18 protein-coding genes are annotated in these 17,375 nt (G+C 65.4%); 7 read left to right on the top strand and 11 right to left on the bottom strand.

Annotated features, from left to right (window positions below; genetic code table 11):
• Positions 1-261: 261 nt before the first annotated feature.
• Positions 262-738 (top strand): outer membrane protein assembly factor BamE, encoded by a 477-nt coding sequence (locus V7Q53_RS21270; protein ID WP_333830867.1) that lies wholly within the window; start codon positions 262-264, stop codon positions 736-738.
• A gap of 93 nt (positions 739-831) precedes the next feature.
• On the opposite strand, the gene msrB is transcribed toward V7Q53_RS21270, so the two are convergent.
• Positions 832-1,233, bottom strand: coding sequence for a peptide-methionine (R)-S-oxide reductase MsrB (msrB, locus tag V7Q53_RS21275; protein WP_333830868.1), 402 nt, complete (start codon positions 1,231-1,233; stop codon positions 832-834).
• Positions 1,234-1,281: 48 nt separating this feature from the next.
• Here msrB and V7Q53_RS21280 point away from each other — a divergent pair, with 48 nt between their 5' ends.
• The 3 genes from V7Q53_RS21280 (at position 1,282) to V7Q53_RS21290 (ending at position 4,729) form a co-directional block, all read left to right on the top strand.
• Positions 1,282-2,058: a GNAT family N-acetyltransferase gene (locus V7Q53_RS21280; protein ID WP_333830869.1), complete on the top strand. Its 777-nt coding sequence runs from the start codon at positions 1,282-1,284 to the stop codon at positions 2,056-2,058.
• Between the two features lie 140 nt (positions 2,059-2,198).
• The gene (locus tag V7Q53_RS21285) at positions 2,199-4,025 is read left to right on the top strand and encodes an ABC-F family ATP-binding cassette domain-containing protein (RefSeq protein WP_333830870.1); all 1,827 of its coding nucleotides are present in this window, start codon (positions 2,199-2,201) and stop codon (positions 4,023-4,025) included.
• Between the two features lie 224 nt (positions 4,026-4,249).
• Positions 4,250-4,729: a peptidase S1 gene (locus V7Q53_RS21290; RefSeq protein ID WP_333830871.1), complete on the top strand. Its 480-nt coding sequence runs from the start codon at positions 4,250-4,252 to the stop codon at positions 4,727-4,729.
• Between the two features lie 52 nt (positions 4,730-4,781).
• Here V7Q53_RS21290 and V7Q53_RS21295 read toward each other — a convergent pair whose 3' ends face one another.
• A complete protein-coding gene (locus V7Q53_RS21295; RefSeq protein WP_333830872.1) occupies positions 4,782-5,525 on the bottom strand; it encodes an SDR family NAD(P)-dependent oxidoreductase in 744 nt (247 codons plus the stop codon).
• 114 nt (positions 5,526-5,639) lie between these two features.
• On the opposite strand from V7Q53_RS21295, the gene V7Q53_RS21300 reads away from it, so the two are divergent.
• Positions 5,640-6,830: a trans-sulfuration enzyme family protein gene (locus V7Q53_RS21300; protein WP_333830873.1), complete on the top strand. Its 1,191-nt coding sequence runs from the start codon at positions 5,640-5,642 to the stop codon at positions 6,828-6,830.
• 210 nt (positions 6,831-7,040) lie between these two features.
• Here the strand turns inward: V7Q53_RS21300 and eda are convergent, their stop codons facing one another.
• On the bottom strand, positions 7,041-7,685 hold the full coding sequence (eda, locus tag V7Q53_RS21305) for a bifunctional 4-hydroxy-2-oxoglutarate aldolase/2-dehydro-3-deoxy-phosphogluconate aldolase (RefSeq protein ID WP_333830874.1): 645 nt from the start codon (positions 7,683-7,685) through the stop codon (positions 7,041-7,043).
• A 79-nt stretch (positions 7,686-7,764) separates the two neighbouring features.
• Complete coding sequence (locus tag V7Q53_RS21310; RefSeq protein WP_333830875.1) at positions 7,765-8,664, bottom strand: LysR family transcriptional regulator; 900 nt, start codon at positions 8,662-8,664, stop codon at positions 7,765-7,767.
• Positions 8,665-8,776: 112 nt separating this feature from the next.
• Here V7Q53_RS21310 and V7Q53_RS21315 point away from each other — a divergent pair, with 112 nt between their 5' ends.
• Both V7Q53_RS21315 and V7Q53_RS21320 read left to right on the top strand, forming a co-directional pair.
• Positions 8,777-9,997, top strand: coding sequence for an acyl-CoA dehydrogenase (locus V7Q53_RS21315; protein WP_333830877.1), 1,221 nt, complete (start codon positions 8,777-8,779; stop codon positions 9,995-9,997).
• A 31-nt stretch (positions 9,998-10,028) separates the two neighbouring features.
• Positions 10,029-10,520, top strand: coding sequence for a hypothetical protein (locus tag V7Q53_RS21320; RefSeq protein ID WP_333830878.1), 492 nt, complete (start codon positions 10,029-10,031; stop codon positions 10,518-10,520).
• A 112-nt stretch (positions 10,521-10,632) separates the two neighbouring features.
• On the opposite strand, the gene V7Q53_RS21325 is transcribed toward V7Q53_RS21320, so the two are convergent.
• The 7 genes from V7Q53_RS21325 to V7Q53_RS21355 all read right to left on the bottom strand — a co-directional run bounded on the left by V7Q53_RS21325 (position 10,633) and on the right by V7Q53_RS21355 (position 17,206).
• Positions 10,633-11,820, bottom strand: coding sequence for a PQQ-dependent sugar dehydrogenase (locus tag V7Q53_RS21325; protein WP_333830880.1), 1,188 nt, complete (start codon positions 11,818-11,820; stop codon positions 10,633-10,635).
• 230 nt (positions 11,821-12,050) lie between these two features.
• The gene (gene ilvN, locus V7Q53_RS21330; RefSeq protein ID WP_333830882.1) at positions 12,051-12,611 is read right to left on the bottom strand and encodes an acetolactate synthase small subunit; all 561 of its coding nucleotides are present in this window, start codon (positions 12,609-12,611) and stop codon (positions 12,051-12,053) included.
• A 12-nt stretch (positions 12,612-12,623) separates the two neighbouring features.
• Positions 12,624-14,378, bottom strand: coding sequence for an acetolactate synthase 3 large subunit (locus V7Q53_RS21335; RefSeq protein WP_333830884.1), 1,755 nt, complete (start codon positions 14,376-14,378; stop codon positions 12,624-12,626).
• 309 nt (positions 14,379-14,687) lie between these two features.
• Complete coding sequence (locus tag V7Q53_RS21340; RefSeq protein WP_333830885.1) at positions 14,688-15,578, bottom strand: arginyltransferase; 891 nt, start codon at positions 15,576-15,578, stop codon at positions 14,688-14,690.
• A gap of 135 nt (positions 15,579-15,713) precedes the next feature.
• Positions 15,714-16,154, bottom strand: coding sequence for an RDD family protein (locus V7Q53_RS21345; protein WP_333830886.1), 441 nt, complete (start codon positions 16,152-16,154; stop codon positions 15,714-15,716).
• Positions 16,151-16,615, bottom strand: coding sequence for a YbaK/EbsC family protein (locus V7Q53_RS21350; RefSeq protein WP_333830887.1), 465 nt, complete (start codon positions 16,613-16,615; stop codon positions 16,151-16,153). The genes V7Q53_RS21345 and V7Q53_RS21350 overlap by 4 nt, the downstream gene beginning before the upstream one ends.
• 135 nt (positions 16,616-16,750) lie before the next feature.
• Positions 16,751-17,206: an SspB family protein gene (locus V7Q53_RS21355; RefSeq protein WP_333830888.1), complete on the bottom strand. Its 456-nt coding sequence runs from the start codon at positions 17,204-17,206 to the stop codon at positions 16,751-16,753.
• Positions 17,207-17,375 lie beyond the last annotated feature (169 nt).

Below are 17,375 nucleotides of genomic sequence, written 5' to 3' on the forward strand. Positions count from 1 at the left end.
CCCCCCCCCGCCGGCACCCCCCCGTCGCCTTCGCCGCGTGGGCCCGGCGCCGTGTCTACGAGACCGCGCCGGGGGGGGTCTTGGTCATGAAGCCTCCGGGCTTTGGGGCGGTGCGCCGCTTCCTTCCTTGAACAGCGGGCATTCCTTCTGTAATCCATGTCGGGTGCGGGGGGCCAGTCCCTGCCGCAGGAATTCACGAAGGGCTGCGGTGCGCGGGTTGCGCCCGGAGCGGGACAGTCACAAGACGGGCGCGAGGCAGGCATGACACTGAAATCGGTCGTAAGGGGCAACGCGCTGTGGCGGATGGTTCTGGCAGTCATGGCGCTGGGTGTGCTGGTGGCAGCCTGCGCGCCTATCATGCGCTATCACGGCTACGCCCCGGGTGACGAGCAATTGTCGGATATCGTGGTCGGGCGCGACACGCGCGAGACGGTGGCGCAAAAGATCGGCATGCCCGGCATGGGCGGCGTGATCGAAGGGTCGGGCTGGTATTATGTGCAGTCAGACTGGCGCCAGATGGGCCCGCGCGCCCCGGTCGAGGTTGACCGGCAGGTCGTGGCCATCACCTTCAATGCGCGCGATGTGGTTGAAAATGTCGAACGATTCGGGCTGGCGGATGGGCAGGTTGTCGCCCTGTCGCGCCGTGTCACCGATACCGGCCCGCGCGGCGTAACCGTGTTGCAGTCGATCTTCGGGGTGCTGGGCCAGTTCTCGCCGCAGATGCTGACCGGGCAATAAGCCCCCGTCACCCGTCAGGGCGCAAGACAGCAAAACGGGGGCCGCGCGCCCCCGTTTCTCATTTCCGCAGCCTTGCGAAATTGCGCCCTGCGCTCAGCCCTTCTCAACCGGCTCAAAGCGCAGCGCTGCGCCGTTGACGCAGTAGCGCAGGCCCGAGGGTTCCGGCCCATCGGGAAAGACATGGCCCAGATGCGCCTCGCAGCGGTCGCAATAGACCTCGGTGCGGCGCATGAACAGGCTGCTGTCCTCGCGCGTGCCAAGCGGCGCATCCTCGCGCGGGGCCCAGAACGAGGGCCAGCCCGAGCCCGAGTCATATTTGCGCGCCTGATCAAAAAGCGGCGCATCGCAGCAGACACAGCGGAAGACGCCGGCCTGCTTTGGAAAGTCATCATGGGTGAAGGCGCGTTCGGTGCCATGCTTGCGCGTCACCTTGTAGGCGAGGGGCGAAAGCTGGGCCTGCCATTCGGCATCGGTCTTGCTAATCTTGTCGTTCATCGTCACTCTCCGTTCCGGTGTGAACGATAGCTAGGGATTGCCTGCGCCATGTCCAGACCTTCCGTCTTCTGTGACCTGACGCAGGCCACTTTTGGCGCGCCGGTCCGGCACGGAGCGTGGGAATTGCGCACAGCCCTGCCCGCAGAGATGCCCGCACTGGCCGCGCTGCGCGGGCTGGCGTTTCGCGGCGGCGGCGAGGATGGCGACCGCTTCGATGCGCGCTGCCTGCACCTGTGGATCGAAAACCGCGCGCTGTGTCCCGGCATGCCGCTGGCCACGGTGCGGATGCAGCTTCACCCCGCGGGCGATCTGGCGCAGGGCTATACGGCGCAGTTCTTTGATCTGGGCGCGCTGGCGCAGGCACCGGGGCCGGCGCTGGAACTGGGCAGGCTCTGCGTGCATCCTGACCACCAGACCCCGGACACGATGCGGCTGATCTGGGCGGGGCTGACGCGGGTGGTGGATGCGACGGGTGCGGCGCGGCTGATCGGCTGCACCTCGTTTGCGGGCAATGATCCGGCGGTTTTCGGCGCGGCGCTGGCGCTTCTGGCGGCGCGCCATCTGGGGCCTGAGGGGCTCAGGCCCGGTGCAAGGGTCGCGGGCGCGCTCGATTTCACGGACCGGGGTGTGCAGCTTCCGGGGCCAGAAGCGCTTGCCCAACTGCCGCCGCTTCTGCGCGCCTATCTGTCGCTGGGCGGCTGGGTCGGCCACGATCTGGTGATCGACCGTGATCTTGGCACCTGCCATGTGTTTACCTGCGTCGAGATTGCCACCATGCCCGAGGCACGCAAACGCCTGTTGCGCGCGCTTGCAGGGGGTGGCTAGGAAGGGCGGAGGGTCGGCCCGGCGTGTGATGGGTAAGGATTTTCAAAAATCCTTGCGGCCCACCCCTGATGCCTTCACCTCACCCCTTCCCTCGCTCATCCCCCCTTGACCCGGTGCGCGCCGCCCGCTAGCCCGCGCCCATGGCACAGGCACCCCTTCTTCAGCTTTCCGACATCGCGCTGACCTTCGGCGGCGCGCCGGTCTTTGACGGGCTTGATCTTGTCGTTCATCCGGGTGACCGGATGGCGCTGATCGGGCGTAATGGTTCAGGCAAATCGACGCTCATGAAAGTCATGGCCGGGCAGGTAGAGCCTGACCGGGGCGCGCGGGTTCTCAGCCCCGGAGTCAGTGTCGGCTATATGGAGCAGGACCCCGATTTCGCGGGTTTTGCCACCTTGGGCGATTATGCCATGAACGCGCTCGACCCGTCTGAGTTCTACCGGGTAGAGATCGTGGCCGAAGGGCTGGGCTTTGACCCGGCGCTGGCCGTCGAGACCGCCTCGGGCGGTGAGCGCAGGCGCGCGGCGCTGGCGCGGCTTCTGGCCGAGGCGCCCGAACTCATGCTGCTCGATGAGCCGACCAACCATCTGGACATTCAGGCCATCACCTGGCTGGAAAACCGCCTGCGCGAAACCCGCGCCGGTTTCGTGCTGATCAGCCATGACCGCGCCTTTCTTTCGGCGCTCAGCCGCGGCATGCTCTGGATCGACCGGGGGCAGGTGCGCCGCCTTGAAAAGGGCTTCAGCGCCTTTGAGGACTGGCGCGATGCGCTCTGGGCCGAAGAGGATGAGCAGCGCCACAAGCTGGACCGCAAGATCAAGTCCGAGGCCCGCTGGGCCGTTGAGGGCATCAGCGCGCGACGCAAGCGCAATCAGGGCCGGGTGCGTGCGCTGGCCGATCTGCGCGCGCAGCGCGACGGCCAGATCCGCCGTCAGGGCACCGCGGCCATGGCGCTGGACGGCGGCGGGCAATCGGGCAAGCTGGTGGCCGAGGCTGACAACATCTCGCTGACATTCGGCGACAAGGTGATCGTGCAGGATTTCTCGCTGAAGGTGTTGCGCGGCGACCGGGTGGCCTTTGTCGGCCCCAACGGCGCGGGCAAGACCACGCTTCTGCGGCTGCTGACCGGCGAGCTGACACCGGACAGCGGCACCATCCGGCTGGGCACCAATCTGGACATGGCGGTGTTCGATCAGGCCCGCGCCCGGCTGGACCCGGACGCGAGCCTGTGGGAAAACCTGACCGGCGATCCGCTGATGCGCGTCTCCGGCGCGGCGGATCAGGTGATGGTGCGCGGCCGCCCCAAGCATGTGGTCGGCTATCTGAAGGAATTCCTGTTCGACGAATCGCAGGCCCGTGCCCCGGTGCGCGCGCTGTCGGGCGGCGAGCGGGCGCGGCTGTTGCTGGCGCGGATCATGGCACGCGAATCGAACCTGCTGGTGCTCGATGAGCCGACCAACGATCTGGATGTCGAAACGCTGGATCTGTTGCAGGATCTGCTGGCCGATTATCCCGGCACGGTGCTGCTGGTCAGCCACGACCGCGATTTCATCGACCGGGTCGCCACCATGACCATCGCCATGGAAGGGCAGGGCAGTGTGACCGCCTATCCCGGCGGCTGGTCAGATTATCAGGCGCAGAAACCTGCTGCAGCGGAAGACGTCGTGCGGCCAAAAAGCGCCCGGGCCGCCGCAAAGGCTGCGGCGAAGGCAGGCGGGAAACCGGCAGAGCCGAACCCCGGCGGGCTGACTTTCAATGAGCGTCACCGGCTGGAGACCCTGCCGGATGAGATTGCGCGGCTGGAAGCCGAAATTGCCAAACTGGGCACGCTTCTGGCCGATGCCGAGCTTTACAGCCGCGAACCGGCGAAATTTGCCAAGGCGTCCAGCGCGCTTTCCCAGCGTCAGGCCGCGCTTTCCGCCGCTGAAGAGGAATGGCTGAAATTGGCTGAACGCGCCGGGGGCTGACAGCGGCCTCCGGTGTTTCATCCCCGTGTTTTCAACCCTGCCGGGAGGGCGCGCGGGCGCTTTCGCCCCAGCGCTGTCCCGCGACCGCTGAAATGCAGTGGCGCACGAAAAAATACTGGACAGGAATAACCTTCCGCCGCAACATCTGCGGGCTCCCGGGGGGCATGTACGCTGTCTGCGCTGACATGCCGGACAGATTTATATTCTGTAAGGTGGAGACTTTCATGAAACGGTTTCTGACGTGTGCGCTGGCGGCTGCGCTGGCCCTTCCGCTTGTGGCGACGGTTGCGCAGGCGCAAAACTACAATCTGCGCCCGTCCTATGGCTCGGTCACGCTGCAGGCGGGCTTCATGCCCGATCCGCGCACCCGGTCTATCCGGGCAGGTGGCGATCATCAGTTTACCGGCGGCGGCGGTTGCCCCGGGGGCGCATGGTTCGCCAATGCGCCGGATTACCGTGTGCATTACCGCGCCGGTGGCTATGCGCTGAGCTTTTATGTACGCGCGCCCGGCGATACGGCGATGCTGATCAATGACCCCTCGGGCACATGGTTCTGCAACGATGATTATCAGGGGCTGAACCCGGCGCTGGTGTTCAACAACCCGCGCTCGGGGCAGTATGATGTCTGGCTGGGCACCTATAACCGCGCACGGGTCAACAACTCGGTGCTTTATATTACCGAACTGGGCGCATTCAGCCGCTGACCGGCGGTGATGGCGTGAAAGGGCCGGGCACCAGCCCGGCCTTTGTGCATTCTCAGGCCTGCGCGGCCAGCAGGCGCAGAATGCGCGCCGCCTCGGTCGCCGGGGGGGTGAGGGCGGCGCGGTCTTCGCCGGGGAAAAAGCGCGCGCGGGTGGCGGTGGGCATCGGCGCGGGGGTGTCGATGATCACCCGCGGCGCGCGCCCGGCCCCCAGTGCCGCGCTTTCGGCAGCCCAGCTTTGCGCCAGCGCAATCTGCCCGGCCTTGGCCGCGCCGTACGCGCCAAAGAACTTGCGCGGCGCGCCCTGTTCATCCAGCCGCGCCAGGTCATCGACGAAAAGCGCGGTGCCCTGCGGGCTGGCGCGCAACAGCGGCTCGATCATCGGGATCAGTGTGCCGGTGGCGCGCAGCGTGGTGGCCAGGGTCTTGTCCCAGTCCTTGGTGGCGACATGGCCTGCGGGCGACAACGGCGGCACATGGACGGCCGTATGCACCCAGAGGTCCAGCCCGCCCCAGCGGTCATGCACCGAGCGGCACAGATGGCGCATCGCATCATCCTGCGTGATGTCGAGGGGCGCCAGCGTGGCGCTGCCACCCGCCGCCTGAATGCGGTCATCCAGCTCCTCCAGCGCGCCGGTGGTGCGCGCCACAGCGATCACATGCCAGCCGTCAGCGGCCAGCGCCTCGGCCAGCGCGGCACCAAGGCCGCGCGAGGCGCCGGTGATCAGGGCAAGGCGCCGGGGTGCCGGTTGTCCGTTTGATTGGTTCGTTGAGTCGGGGCGTGAGGATGTATCGGTCATGACGCGCTCATGCCATCGCCGCCCTCGCTGTGCAAGCCCGCACGGGCCGGGCGGGGCCACTTGCCGCAGGTCAGCAGGCATGCCAGAACCACAGGCAGAAACCGGAGAAACACCATGCCCGACACGCCCTCGCTGATCCGCCGCACCCCCTGGCCGCAAAGCGCCTCGCGCCCGGTCGGCACACCGATCCAGCCCTCGGTGGTCTATGCCTCACCCGACCCCGATACGCTGGATGCGCAATATACCGGCGTGACGCCGGGCTATACCTATGCGCGCGAAGGCCACCCCAACGCCGATGTGCTCGCCCGCAAGATCGACGGGCTGGAGGGCGCGGAAGGCGGGCTGGTGACCGGATCGGGCATGGCGGCGGTGACGGCGGCGCTGATGGGCGTGCTCAGGGCGGGCGATCATGTGCTGGGGGGTGACCAGCTTTATGGCCGCTCACTCAGGCTCTTGTCGCAGGACCTGCCGCGCTTCGGCATTCATGCCTCGATGGCCGATTCCACCGATGCGGCGGCGTTCGAAGCGGCGATCCGGCCGGAGACGAAGATGATCCTGCTGGAGGTGGTCTCGAACCCGACGCTGCGCGTGGCCGACCTGCCTGCGATTGCGGCGATGGCGAAAGCCCGTGGCATCCTGCTGGCGGTGGACAACACCTTCACCACCCCGCGCGGGCTGCGGCCGTTCGAGTATGGTGCGGATATCGTGATCCATTCGGTGACCAAGATTCTGGCAGGGCATTCGGATGCCACGCTGGGCTATGTCGCCGCTAAAGATCCGGCTGTGCGCAAGGCGATCTATGATTTCGCGGTGACCACCGGCATGACCGCCAGCCCCTTTGACTGCTGGCTGGCCGAGCGCGGGCTTTACTCGTTCGAGCTGCGCTATGACCGCTCGGAATCGAATGCCGAGGCGCTGGCGGCCTTTATCGCCACGCAGCCGGGGGTGAAGCGCGTTCTCTATCCCACCCGACATGATCACCCTGACCATAACCGCGCCGTAGCCCTGCTGGGCGCGCGTGGCGGGCATATGGTCTCGTTCGAGGTGGAAGGCGGGCGCGCGGCGGCCAATGCCCTGACCCGGGCCGCGCCCGAGATCGCCTTTGCGCCGACGCTGGGCGATATCGGCACCACATTGTCGCACCCGGCTTCCAGCTCGCACCGCGCGCTGACGCCGGAGGGGCGCGCGGCGCTGGGGATATCGGAAGGGTTCTTCCGAATCTCGGTGGGGGTGGAGGATATCGGGCTGCTGACCGAAGAGTTCGGCGCCGCCATCGCCGCCGCGCGCGCGGCAGCTGAGGGCTGAGCGCGCAAACGGGGGCCTCTCCCGCCCGTCTTCGCATCGCGGCTTGCGCCGCAACGCTCATCCCGTTTGGCCAGCCGGGGGCTCTGCCCCCGGACCCCCGGGATATTTCAGAACAGGTGAGGGGCGGGCGAGGGCCTGTGTTTCATCTGTTCTGAAATATCCCGGGGGAGTCGACCGCAGGTCGGCGGGGGCAGCGCCCCCATTCCGACGTCATTCACGGGGCAGGGCGGCGGCGGTGCGGGCGAGGCGGGTGATGGCGTCCCAGTCGCCAGCCTTGACCAGACTGGCGGGCGCAACCCAGCTGCCGCCGACGCAGACCACGTTCTGAAGGCTCAGATATTCCGGCGCATTGGCGGCGGTGATGCCGCCGGTCGGGCAGAAGCTGGCCTGCGGCAGCGGCCCGTTCAGTGCCCGGAGCAGGGCCGCGCCGCCTGCGGCTTCGGCGGGGAAGAATTTGAGGGTGCGGTAGCCGGTTTCCATCAGGTTCATGACCTCGCTTGCCGTCGCCGCGCCCGGCAGCAGCGGCAGCGACTGGGCCACGCAGGCCGACACCAGCGCGGGGGTTGCCCCGGGGGCGACGGCGAATTCGGCCCCGGCGGCGCGGGCGCGGGTGGCGTCATGGCCACTGAGGACCGTTCCGGCGCCGACCCGTGCGCCGGGCACCTTTGCCATTTCCGCAATCGCTTCCAGCGCGTGGGGGGTGCGCAGCGTTACCTCCAGCACCGGCAGCCCGCCCGCCACCAGCGCCTGCGCCAGCTTTGCCGCATCGCGCGGATCGTCGATCACCAGCACCGGGATCACCGGGGCAAGGCGGCAGAGGGCGAGGGTGGCGTGGCTTTGCAGGGCAGGGGTCATGGGGCAGGGCTTCCGTCAGGGGATCAGTCTGGCTGATGGTGCGTTGCCCGGGGCGGAAAGGCAACGGGAAAGGGTGGTTTCAGACCACCGTATCGCGCGCGACCTCGGTCAGAAGCCAGTCGCGGAACTGGGAAACGGCACGTTTGGGCGGGTGGCCGGGTGCGGGCTCGGGCTCGATGAAGTAATAGCCGAAGCCGCTGGGGCGTTCTTCGCCCAACACGGTGAGTGTGCCGCTGTCCAGCTCCGGCCGGATCAGGAAGGCGGGCATCAGCGCCACCCCCATCCCGGCGGCGGCGGCCTGGGCCAGGGTTGCGACCTGTTCGAACCGCATCAGGGGCGCGGCGCCGGGGCCGGGCTGGCCGCTTTGCGCGCGCCATTCCGTCCAGGCCTGCGGGCGCGAGGCCAGTGCCAGCACCGGCAGATCGCTCAGCGCGCGCCCTGCCGCCAGTTGCGCCGCCAGCACAGGCGCGCCCACCGGCACCACGCGCTCATTCATCAGGAGCGTGGCGCGCGCGCCCGGCCAGTCGCCGCGGCCGGAATGGATGGCGGCATCCATCCCTTCCGTGCGCAGGTCGAACTGGCCGATCCTTGTGGCGAATTGCAGCGTCACCTCGGGGTGACGGCGCACGAAGCCGGGGATGCGCGGCATCAGCCAGCGGGTGCCGAAGGTGGGCAGGATCGCCAGTTTCAGACCCTTTTCCGGCGCCTGACCCAGCGCCTCCAGCGCGCCCTGTCCTAGCAGCTCCAGCGCCGCGCGGGCGCGCAGCGCATAGGCTTGCCCGGCCTCGGTCAGCGCCGCGCGCCGGGCGGTGCGGTCGATCAGCCGGGCGCCCAACTGCTCTTCCAGCACCGCCACCTGCCGTGAGATGGCACCCTGTGTCAGCGACAGATCGCGCGCCGCAGCGGTGAACGAGCCGGTGCGCGCCACGGCATCAAACGCCAGAAGCGCGGACATGGAGGGCAGGAGGCGGCGCTGCATGATATTCCCTTTGGTAATTTATCCATGCCGATATATCGGTTTATCGCGCGCATGTCTCATGCTAATGAGCGGCAACCCTTTGAACCCGAAACACCAGCGAAAGGTCGCACCCATGAGCGAACGCCCCATTCTGAAAGCCAAGGATGCCCCCGATCTGGGCAAATTCCAGTGGGATGACGCGCTGCTGCTGGAAAGCCAGCTCAGCGAGGATGAGCGCATGCTGCGCGATGCCGCAAAGGAATTTGCCCAGTCCATGTTGCAGCCGCGCGTGATTGCCGCCTACCGCGAGGAGAAAGCCGACCCTGAGGTGTTTCGCCTGATGGGTGAGGCCGGGCTGCTGGGCACCACCATCCCCGAAGAATATGGCGGGCTGGGTGCGGGTTATGTCACCTACGGGCTGGTCGCGCGCGAGATTGAGCGCGTGGATTCCGGCTATCGCTCGATGATGTCGGTGCAGTCGTCGCTGGTGATGTATCCGATCTATGCCTACGGCAGCGAAGAGCAGCGGCAGAAATTCCTGCCGAAGCTGGCCTCGGGTGAATACATCGGCTGTTTCGGTCTGACCGAGCCGGATGCTGGTTCGGACCCGGCCGGTATGAAGACCCGCGCCGAGAAAACCGCCACTGGCTACCGGCTGACCGGCTCCAAGATGTGGATTTCGAACAGTCCCTTTGCCGATGTCTTTGTCGTCTGGGCCAAGTCGGATGCGCATGGCGGGCGCATTCGCGGTTTCGTGCTGGAGAAGGGCATGAAGGGGCTGTCGGCGCCGAAGATCGAGGGCAAGCTTTCCCTGCGCGCCTCGACCACCGGCGAGATTGTCATGGAGGGGGTTGAGGTTGGCGAAGACGCGCTGCTGCCCTATGTTGAAGGGCTGAAGGGTCCGTTCGGCTGCCTCAACCGCGCGCGCTACGGCATTGCCTGGGGCGTGATGGGGGCCGCAGAATTCTGCTGGCACGGCGCGCGCCAATACGGGCTGGACCGCAAGCAGTTCGACAAGCCGCTGGCGCAGACGCAGCTGTTCCAGAAGAAACTGGCCGATATGCAGACCGAAATCACCCTTGGCCTTCAGGCCGCGCTGCAGGTGGGCCGCCTGATGGACGAGGCGAAAGCCGCGCCCGAGATGATCAGCCTGATCAAGCGCAACAACTGCGGCAAGGCGCTGGATATCGCCCGTCAGTCGCGCGACATGCACGGCGGCAACGGGATTTCCGAAGAGTTTCAGGTGATCCGCCATATGGTGAACCTGGAAACGGTGAACACCTATGAGGGCACGCATGACGTGCATGCGCTGATCCTTGGCCGCGCGCAGACCGGGTTGCAGGCGTTTTTCTGACGCGGCCCAGCGGCCCGCAGGACGGTAAAAAATGGAAACTCCCGAAGGGTTCTTCGGGAGTTTTCTGCTTTCAATCGTCGGTTGCCCGCGCGGCCATCACATCCAAGCCTTGCGGGCGCGCGAACAGAGCTTATTTAAAGAGTGCGTGGTGGTCCTTGACCGGAGAACGCACGCAACTCTCCAAAGTCATCGCCCTGACACGGGTCAGGCAACCTTGATTTTCCTGAGGCTCGGCCCGTCCGGCATATCGCCGGACCGGATTGTCAACATGCGAGGACGTTATGGGAAAAGGCGACAACAAGCGCGGAAACAAGGAAACCAAGAAACCGAAGCAGGAAAAGCCCAAGGTCTTGGCAACGGCCAATTCCGGCGCGGCGAAACCTGTTTCGCTTGGCGAGAAGAAGGGCAAATAAGCCTGCCAGCGGGCGCGTACAGTGCCGCCCTTCGTGATAGGCTGAAACAGACAGAAACTCCCGAAATGCTGATCGGGAGTTTCTGCTGGTCGTCTGCAAGGCCGGACTGATGCGGAGCGCGCTGTCCGGCCTAGCAGCACCGTGCGGACTACCCGGAACGGCGACGGCGCCCGGCTTGTCTGGCTTGGTCCGACAATCGCGCGGGGGCTGTTGCCCGCGTGATCACCCTTCGGGTGTCAGCCGCAGGACCTCGCCATCTTCATGTTCGGTCAGCAGCCAGATCGCCCCGTCCGGACCGATCTGCACATCCCGGATGCGGCGCCCTATCTCGATCACTTCTTCATCCGAGACCGATCCTTCCTCAAGCCGCACGCGCACAATGCCTTCAGCCCCGAGGCCGCCGATCAGCATGTTGCCCGTCCAGTCGGCGAACTGCGTTCCGACAGGCACGAAGCTCAACCCCGAGGGCGCCATCGTTTCTTCGAAGATATGGACCGGGGGGATCATTCCCTCCATTGCCGTGCCCACACCCATCGGTGCACCCGAATAATCGGTGCCGCCGGTGGTGAAGGGCCAGCCATAATTGTTGCCTGCCACGATCAGGTTGATTTCATCGCCGCCGAGCGGCCCATGATCTGCGGCCCACAACTCTCCGGTGGTGGGATGCATGCCCAAGGCCTGAATGTTCCGGTTTCCGATGGAGAAAAGGTAGGGATCGGAACTGCCCGGGTTCTCGTCGTCTTCATCCGTTGCGAATTCCGGGTTGTCGCCATGCGGCTCCCCCTCATCGGTCATGCGCAGAACAGACCCCGCCTGATCGGAGGCATCCTGCGCGCGCGAGACGTTGCGCCGCTCGCCTATGGACAGGAACAGCGCATTGTCGGACGCGTCAAAGGCCATGCGGCCGCCAAAATGCAGGCCGCTTGAATCCTGATCATCCTCTTTCATGACAAAAATGTCCTCGACGTCCTCAATGCGGACATCGCCATCCTCTTCGACCACGGTTGCGCGTATCACGGCGACCGCCGCGCCCCGGTCCGTTTCCCGGGAATAGCTGAGGTAGATCCAGCCATTCTCGTCAAAGTCCGGATGCAGGACAATATCAAACAGTCCGGCCTGAGAGCGCCCGGTTTCGCCCTCGTGGCGAAAGAGGCTCTCAACCTCCCAGATCGCGGCGGACAGATCACCATCGACGGTTCCGGTGCGAAGGGTGCCGGGGTTGCGCTCGGTCACCAGAAAACGGTCGTCGGATATGAAAACCATGCCCCATGGATGCTCCAGCCCCTCGGCCACCGTCTCTACCTCAAGGGTATACAGATCAGACCCGACAGGTCCGTATTCCGCAAGGGCGGGCAAGGCCATGGCAAGGGCAAGGGGCGAGGCCAATGTGGCGCGCAAGAAAGGTGTCATCGGATATCTCCCTGGTTGCGACGTTAGCGGGGTCAATCACCGCATGCCGGAAATGTTCCAGGTCGCGCCGCTGGCAGCCGCGCACGTTTTTGTCAGGGTCGCTTCGCGCTGCTCGGTGCCAGGCGTTCCTGACGCCCGGCCATGCCGATTGATGCCCAAGGTGCGGGCTCTGCGCTGCATTTGCGGTCAAGCCGCCCGGTGCGCCCCGAAAAGGGCAGCGGTGCCTTCGGTCACACCCCCCGCGGCAGCGCTGCAACCCCGGTCCGGGCGATCTCGGTCAGGCCCAGAGGGCGCATCAGATCGGCGAAGGCGTCGATCTTTTCAGGGGCGCCGGTCATCTCGAACACAAAGCTTTCCAGCGTCGAATCCACCACATTGGCGCGGAAGATCTCGGCCAGACGCAGCGCTTCGATCCGCGCATCGCCCTTGCCTGCAACCTTCAGCAACGCCAGTTCGCGCTGCACCGACGGCCCCTCGACCGTCAGGTCATTCACCGAGTGCACCGGGACAATCCGGCCCAGCTGTGCCTTGATCTGCTCGATCACCTGCGGCGTGCCGGTCGTCACGACGGTGATGCGCGAGCGGTGGCCCTGATGGTCGGTCTCGGCCACGGTCAGGCTGTCGATATTATAACCGCGCCCCGAAAACAGGCCGATGACCCGTGCCAGAACCCCCGGCTCGTTATCGACGATCACGGCGAGCGTGTGAGTCTCCAACACCTCTGAATAGGGATCGCGCAGGTCATAGGCCGAATGTTTGGACGAGCCTTGCTGGATATTAAGGGCTGACATGGTTCTCTCTCCTTATACCAACACCGCGCCCGAGGCGCCGATAACGCCCTGGGTATCGGCCTCACCCAGCAGCATCTGGTTATGCGCATTGCCCGAGGGGATCATGGGGAAGCAATTTTCATGCTTCTCCACCCGGCAGTCAAAAATCACCGGCCCGTCATAGTCCAGCATCTCCTTGATCGCGGCGTCCAGATCATCCGGATGGTCGCAGCGGATGCCCTTGCAGCCAAAAGCCTCGGCCAGTTTGACGAAATCGGGCAGCGCCTCGGACCAGGAATGCGAATAGCGCTCGCCGTGCAGCAGCTCCTGCCACTGGCGGACCATGCCCAGCCGCTCGTTGTTCATGATGAACTGCTTGACCGGGGCGCGATACTGCACCGCCGTCCCCATCTCCTGCATGTTCATCAGCCACGACGCCTCACCGGCGACATTGATCACCAGCGCATCCGGGTGCGCGATCTGCACGCCGATCGAGGCGGGCAGGCCATAGCCCATGGTGCCCAGCCCGCCCGATGTCATCCAGCGGTTGGGCGCGTCAAAACCCAGGAACTGCGCGGCCCACATCTGGTGCTGGCCCACTTCGGTGGTGACATAGCGGTCCATCCCACGGGTCAGCGCTTCAAGGCGTTGCAGGGCGTATTGCGGCTTGATGGTGTCTTTCGAGGGTTTGTAGGCAAGGCAGTCAACGGCCTTCCATTCCTCGATCTGCGTCCACCATTGCGCCAGCCCCTCGCGCGCGGTCTTGCGCCCGCGCGATTTCCAGATCTTGAGCAGGTCTTCCAGCACATGACCGACATCACCGATGATCGGCAGATTAACGCGGATCACCTTGTTGACCGAGGAGGGGTCGATATCGATATGCGCCTTGGTCGAACCGGGGGAGAAGGCATTGACCCGCCCGGTGATGCGGTCATCAAAGCGCGCACCGATGTTGATCATCAGATCGCAGCCATGCATCACCATATTGGCCTCATAGGTGCCGTGCATGCCCAGCATCCCCAGCCAGCGCTTGCCGCTGGCGGGATAGGCGCCCAGCCCCATCAGGGTGGAGGTAACGGGAAAGCCGGTGGCCTCGGCCAGTTCCACCAGCAACTGACTGGCACCGGGGCCCGAGTTGATGACCCCGCCGCCGGTATAAAGAACCGGGCGCTCGGCGCTCTCGATCAGCTCAACCAGCGCGGTGATCGCCGCGATATCGCCTTTGACGCGGGGCGCGTAATGGCTGGTGCGGGATTTCTGCGGCGTGACATAGGTGCCGGTGGCGAATTGCACATCCTTGGGGATATCCACCAGCACCGGCCCGGGGCGGCCCGTGGTGGCCACATGGAAGGCCTGATGGATGGTCTCGGCCAGCTTGTCGGCCTCCTTGACCAGCCAGTTATGCTTTGTGCAGGGGCGGGTGATGCCGACGGTATCGGCCTCCTGGAACGCATCATTGCCGATCATGAAGGTCGGCACCTGGCCGGTCAGCACCACCAGCGGGATGGAATCCATCAGCGCATCGGTCATCCCGGTCACCGCATTGGTCGCGCCGGGGCCGGAGGTGACAAGCACCACGCCGGGCTTGCCGGTGGCGCGCGCATAGCCTTCGGCGGCATGGGTCGCGCCCTGTTCGTGGCGCACCAGAATATGGCGGATTTCGTTTTGCTGGAAAATCTCGTCATAGATCGGCAGTACCGCACCGCCGGGGTAACCGAACACCACTTCGACGCCCTGTTCCTTGAGGGCCTGAATAACCATTTTCGCGCCGGTCATCTGCTGGGACATGATCTTCTCCGAGTCTCTCTCGCCTTCGTTCTGCCTTGGCGTGCCTTTGACGTATGCGGGCCTGCCGGGCAACAAAAAACCCCCGCTCGGGGGGTCATCAGGGGGTCATCCGGTTGCTGGCTCATGCCATCCGGTGTCCGACCCCCGCGCATACAATTACCATGGTCATGGTGCTTTACCCTGAAAACGCTGCATCCTGCGCCGGACACTAGGCTTTGCGCGGGACAGGGTCAACGGGGAAGGAGGTGATTTTTGCTGCCGGGCGTAAAAAAGTTGCGCGCGGCACCTCTGTGGCGCAGCATTCGCAAATCAGCGCTGCGGGATGGCGCTGGGGCTGGTGGGAGGAAGGGTGATCGCGGCGACCTGTTCGGTGATCGGCCGCACCGCCAGCGGATGCGGCGTTCCGCTGTATTCCGCCGGGTCGCCCAGTTCGCGCCACGCGCCCTCGCGGTAGACTTCCAGCGCACCGAAACGCGCCTTGTAATCCATCTTGGTGCTGCCCGGCACCCAATAGCCCAGATAGACATAGGGCAGGCCCACCTGGCGGGCCAGCGCGATATGATCGAGGATCATATAGGTGCCAAGGCTGTCGCTGGCATAGGCGGGGTCATAGAAGGAATAGACAAGGCTCAGCCCGTCATCCAGCACATCGGTCAGGCAGACCGCCACCAGCCTGCGCGCGCCGCGCCCGGTTCCGCGTTTGGCGGCGGAGTCAGTGGCAGGTTCCGTGGCGGCAGGGGTGGTGCTTTCGGTATATTCGATCACCCGCGAGCGGATCGGCGTTTCCTCGATCATCGCGGCGAATTCAAAGACATCCATATCGGCCATACCGCCATCGGCATGGCGCGCGTCCAGATAACGGCGGAACAGGTCATACTGCTCTTCCGAGGCCCAGGGGCTGGTGGCTTCGCGCAAGAGATGCCCGTTACGCCGCAACACCTTGCGATGGCTGCGCGAGGGCTCATGATCGGCCACCCGGATACGCGCTGAAAGGCAGGCCGCGCAATCGGAACAGGCCGGGCGGTACAGCACATTCTGCGAGCGCCGGAACCCCTGTTTTGACAGCGTATCATTGAGCGCCTTCGCCCCCTCGCCGCTGAGCGAGGTGAACAGCTTGCGCTCGCTCTGCCCGGGAAGATAGGGGCAGGGCTGAGGGGCAGTCACATAGAACTGCGGCGCTATCGGAAGACTGTGGCGCATGACGACGGAAAGCCCCTCGCGATCATGGTGAAACTTTGCCCGTCAGCGGGCGCTCTGATCTGACATTAATGCAGTGGAAACCAAGCTAACAAGGGTTCGCGGCCCTGCCAAGGGCTACATTCGGCGCCGCACCGCCTATTGATCTTCCAGATAGCGGTTGATCATCGTCGTTCGCAGGATCACATCGTTCAGCCCCTGCCGGTAGGGGGTCACCAGCATCAGCCCGACCGAGATGATCTGCCCGACAACCGTCGCCATGGTGCCGGAAAACAGCACCGCATGCCACAGACAGGTCATCGGCTCGGGGCGGCGCCCGTCCAGATGGCGCAGGCAGATCGCGCTCAGCATCATGCCCGGCGTGGCGCTGTAATTCGCCAGCATCACCGTGCGGTAGGTGACCGACACCGCGATCCACAGGAACGGCAGAAAGAACAGGCCGATGAACACCGTCAGAACCACGATCACGGCGACAATCAGGAAGGTGATCACCAGATCAACCACCCATGCCACGAACCGCTTGAGGATCAGGTCGCGGTACAGCTCCGGCTCAAGGCCGGGGTCGGGCAGGGCCATCATGAGGTGAATCCGGCAAGTGCGGCGCCGCAGGCCGTGATCAGCGCGCGCGGCTCGATGGCGAAGACATGGCGCGGGGTGCCTGCGGCGGCAAAAACCTGCGCGAAATCCAGCAGGCGCGGGTCGGCAAAGATCACCGGCGGGTTCAGATGGCCCAGCGGCGCGACACCGCCAATGGCAAAGCCGGTCTCGCGGCGCACCGTTTCGGCATCGGCGCGGCCCAGTGCCTCGCCCGCCACCTCGGCGGCGCGCGCCGGGTCCAGCCGGTTGCCGCCCGCGGTCAGGAACAGATAGATGCGCCCGCTTTCCCCTTGAAAGATCAGGGATTTGACGATCTGATCCAGTTCACAGCCACAGGCCGCCGCCGCCTCTTCGGCAGTGCGGCTCGGCCCCGGTTCGATGATCTCGGCCGCCAGCCCCGCGCCCTGCAAGGCCTCCGCCACCCGTGCCACGCTCTTGCTCATCCCGCGCCTCCCGTCTGCGCCCGCGCGGCCTCTCTGGCGCCGCGCCCTGCTTCATCTTGCCGGAAATACGCTGGGGGTGAATGGGCGCGCAGCGCCCAGAGGGGGCAACGCCCCCTTTCCCCGCTGCCGGACTTCCTACTTGCGGAACTTGTCGAGGCTGACCACTTCGCCCGCCTTGGGCGCTTCGGGCTCTGCCTCTTCCATCGGCGCTTCCTCGTCGTCGTCCTCGTCATCGTCGAGATGGGTCTCGAACTTCAGGCCGAATTCCACCGACGGATCGACAAAGGTGGTGATCGCATCGAAGGGGACATACAGCGGCTCAGGCTGGTTGCCGAAGTTCAGCGTGATGGTAAAGCCGTTCTCGCTGACATCCAGATTGTCGAACCAGTGCTGCACCACGATGGTGATTTCTTCAGGATAGCGCGCGCGCAACCAGTCAGCCATCTCGATCTCGGGATGGCGGGTGTTGAGCGTGATGAAGAAGTGATGCGCCCCCGGCAGACCCGAATCGGCGACTTTGGTCATGACCTCGCGGATCAGGCCGCGCATGGCCTGATGCATCAGGTTTCCATAGTCGATTCCGCGCTCCATAGGCACCTTTCCCTTTTATTCCGCGCCCAGCATAGGCTTTTCGTCGCCGATGAAAAGAGAAGAGCGGGACGCGCGGCGAAGAAATTTCCCCGCACGGCGCCGCACGGCAAAGATCGCGCCGCTTCGGCAAAAACCCGCCGGGCGCGGGGCAGGGGATGTCACTGGGGGG

It is taken from the genome of Pararhodobacter sp. (genome assembly GCF_036802785.1).
GTDB lineage: Bacteria > Pseudomonadota > Alphaproteobacteria > Rhodobacterales > Rhodobacteraceae > Pararhodobacter.

Coding starts and splice junctions, on each gene's coding strand:
- V7Q53_RS21310 (WP_333830875.1), bottom strand. CDS start 8,664: ATGCAGCGCCGCCTCCTGCCCTCCATGTCCGCGCTTCTGGCGTTTGAT.
- V7Q53_RS21290 (WP_333830871.1), top strand. CDS start 4,250: ATGAAACGGTTTCTGACGTGTGCGCTGGCGGCTGCGCTGGCCCTTCCG.
- V7Q53_RS21315 (WP_333830877.1), top strand. CDS start 8,777: ATGAGCGAACGCCCCATTCTGAAAGCCAAGGATGCCCCCGATCTGGGC.
- V7Q53_RS21300 (WP_333830873.1), top strand. CDS start 5,640: ATGCCCGACACGCCCTCGCTGATCCGCCGCACCCCCTGGCCGCAAAGC.
- V7Q53_RS21345 (WP_333830886.1), bottom strand. CDS start 16,154: ATGATGGCCCTGCCCGACCCCGGCCTTGAGCCGGAGCTGTACCGCGAC.
- eda (WP_333830874.1), bottom strand. CDS start 7,685: ATGACCCCTGCCCTGCAAAGCCACGCCACCCTCGCCCTCTGCCGCCTT.
- V7Q53_RS21295 (WP_333830872.1), bottom strand. CDS start 5,525: ATGACCGATACATCCTCACGCCCCGACTCAACGAACCAATCAAACGGA.
- V7Q53_RS21320 (WP_333830878.1), top strand. CDS start 10,029: ATGGAAACTCCCGAAGGGTTCTTCGGGAGTTTTCTGCTTTCAATCGTC.
- ilvN (WP_333830882.1), bottom strand. CDS start 12,611: ATGTCAGCCCTTAATATCCAGCAAGGCTCGTCCAAACATTCGGCCTAT.
- V7Q53_RS21280 (WP_333830869.1), top strand. CDS start 1,282: ATGTCCAGACCTTCCGTCTTCTGTGACCTGACGCAGGCCACTTTTGGC.
- V7Q53_RS21335 (WP_333830884.1), bottom strand. CDS start 14,378: ATGTCCCAGCAGATGACCGGCGCGAAAATGGTTATTCAGGCCCTCAAG.
- V7Q53_RS21355 (WP_333830888.1), bottom strand. CDS start 17,206: ATGGAGCGCGGAATCGACTATGGAAACCTGATGCATCAGGCCATGCGC.
- V7Q53_RS21325 (WP_333830880.1), bottom strand. CDS start 11,820: ATGACACCTTTCTTGCGCGCCACATTGGCCTCGCCCCTTGCCCTTGCC.
- V7Q53_RS21350 (WP_333830887.1), bottom strand. CDS start 16,615: ATGAGCAAGAGCGTGGCACGGGTGGCGGAGGCCTTGCAGGGCGCGGGG.
- V7Q53_RS21270 (WP_333830867.1), top strand. CDS start 262: ATGACACTGAAATCGGTCGTAAGGGGCAACGCGCTGTGGCGGATGGTT.
- V7Q53_RS21340 (WP_333830885.1), bottom strand. CDS start 15,578: ATGCGCCACAGTCTTCCGATAGCGCCGCAGTTCTATGTGACTGCCCCT.
- msrB (WP_333830868.1), bottom strand. CDS start 1,233: ATGAACGACAAGATTAGCAAGACCGATGCCGAATGGCAGGCCCAGCTT.
- V7Q53_RS21285 (WP_333830870.1), top strand. CDS start 2,199: ATGGCACAGGCACCCCTTCTTCAGCTTTCCGACATCGCGCTGACCTTC.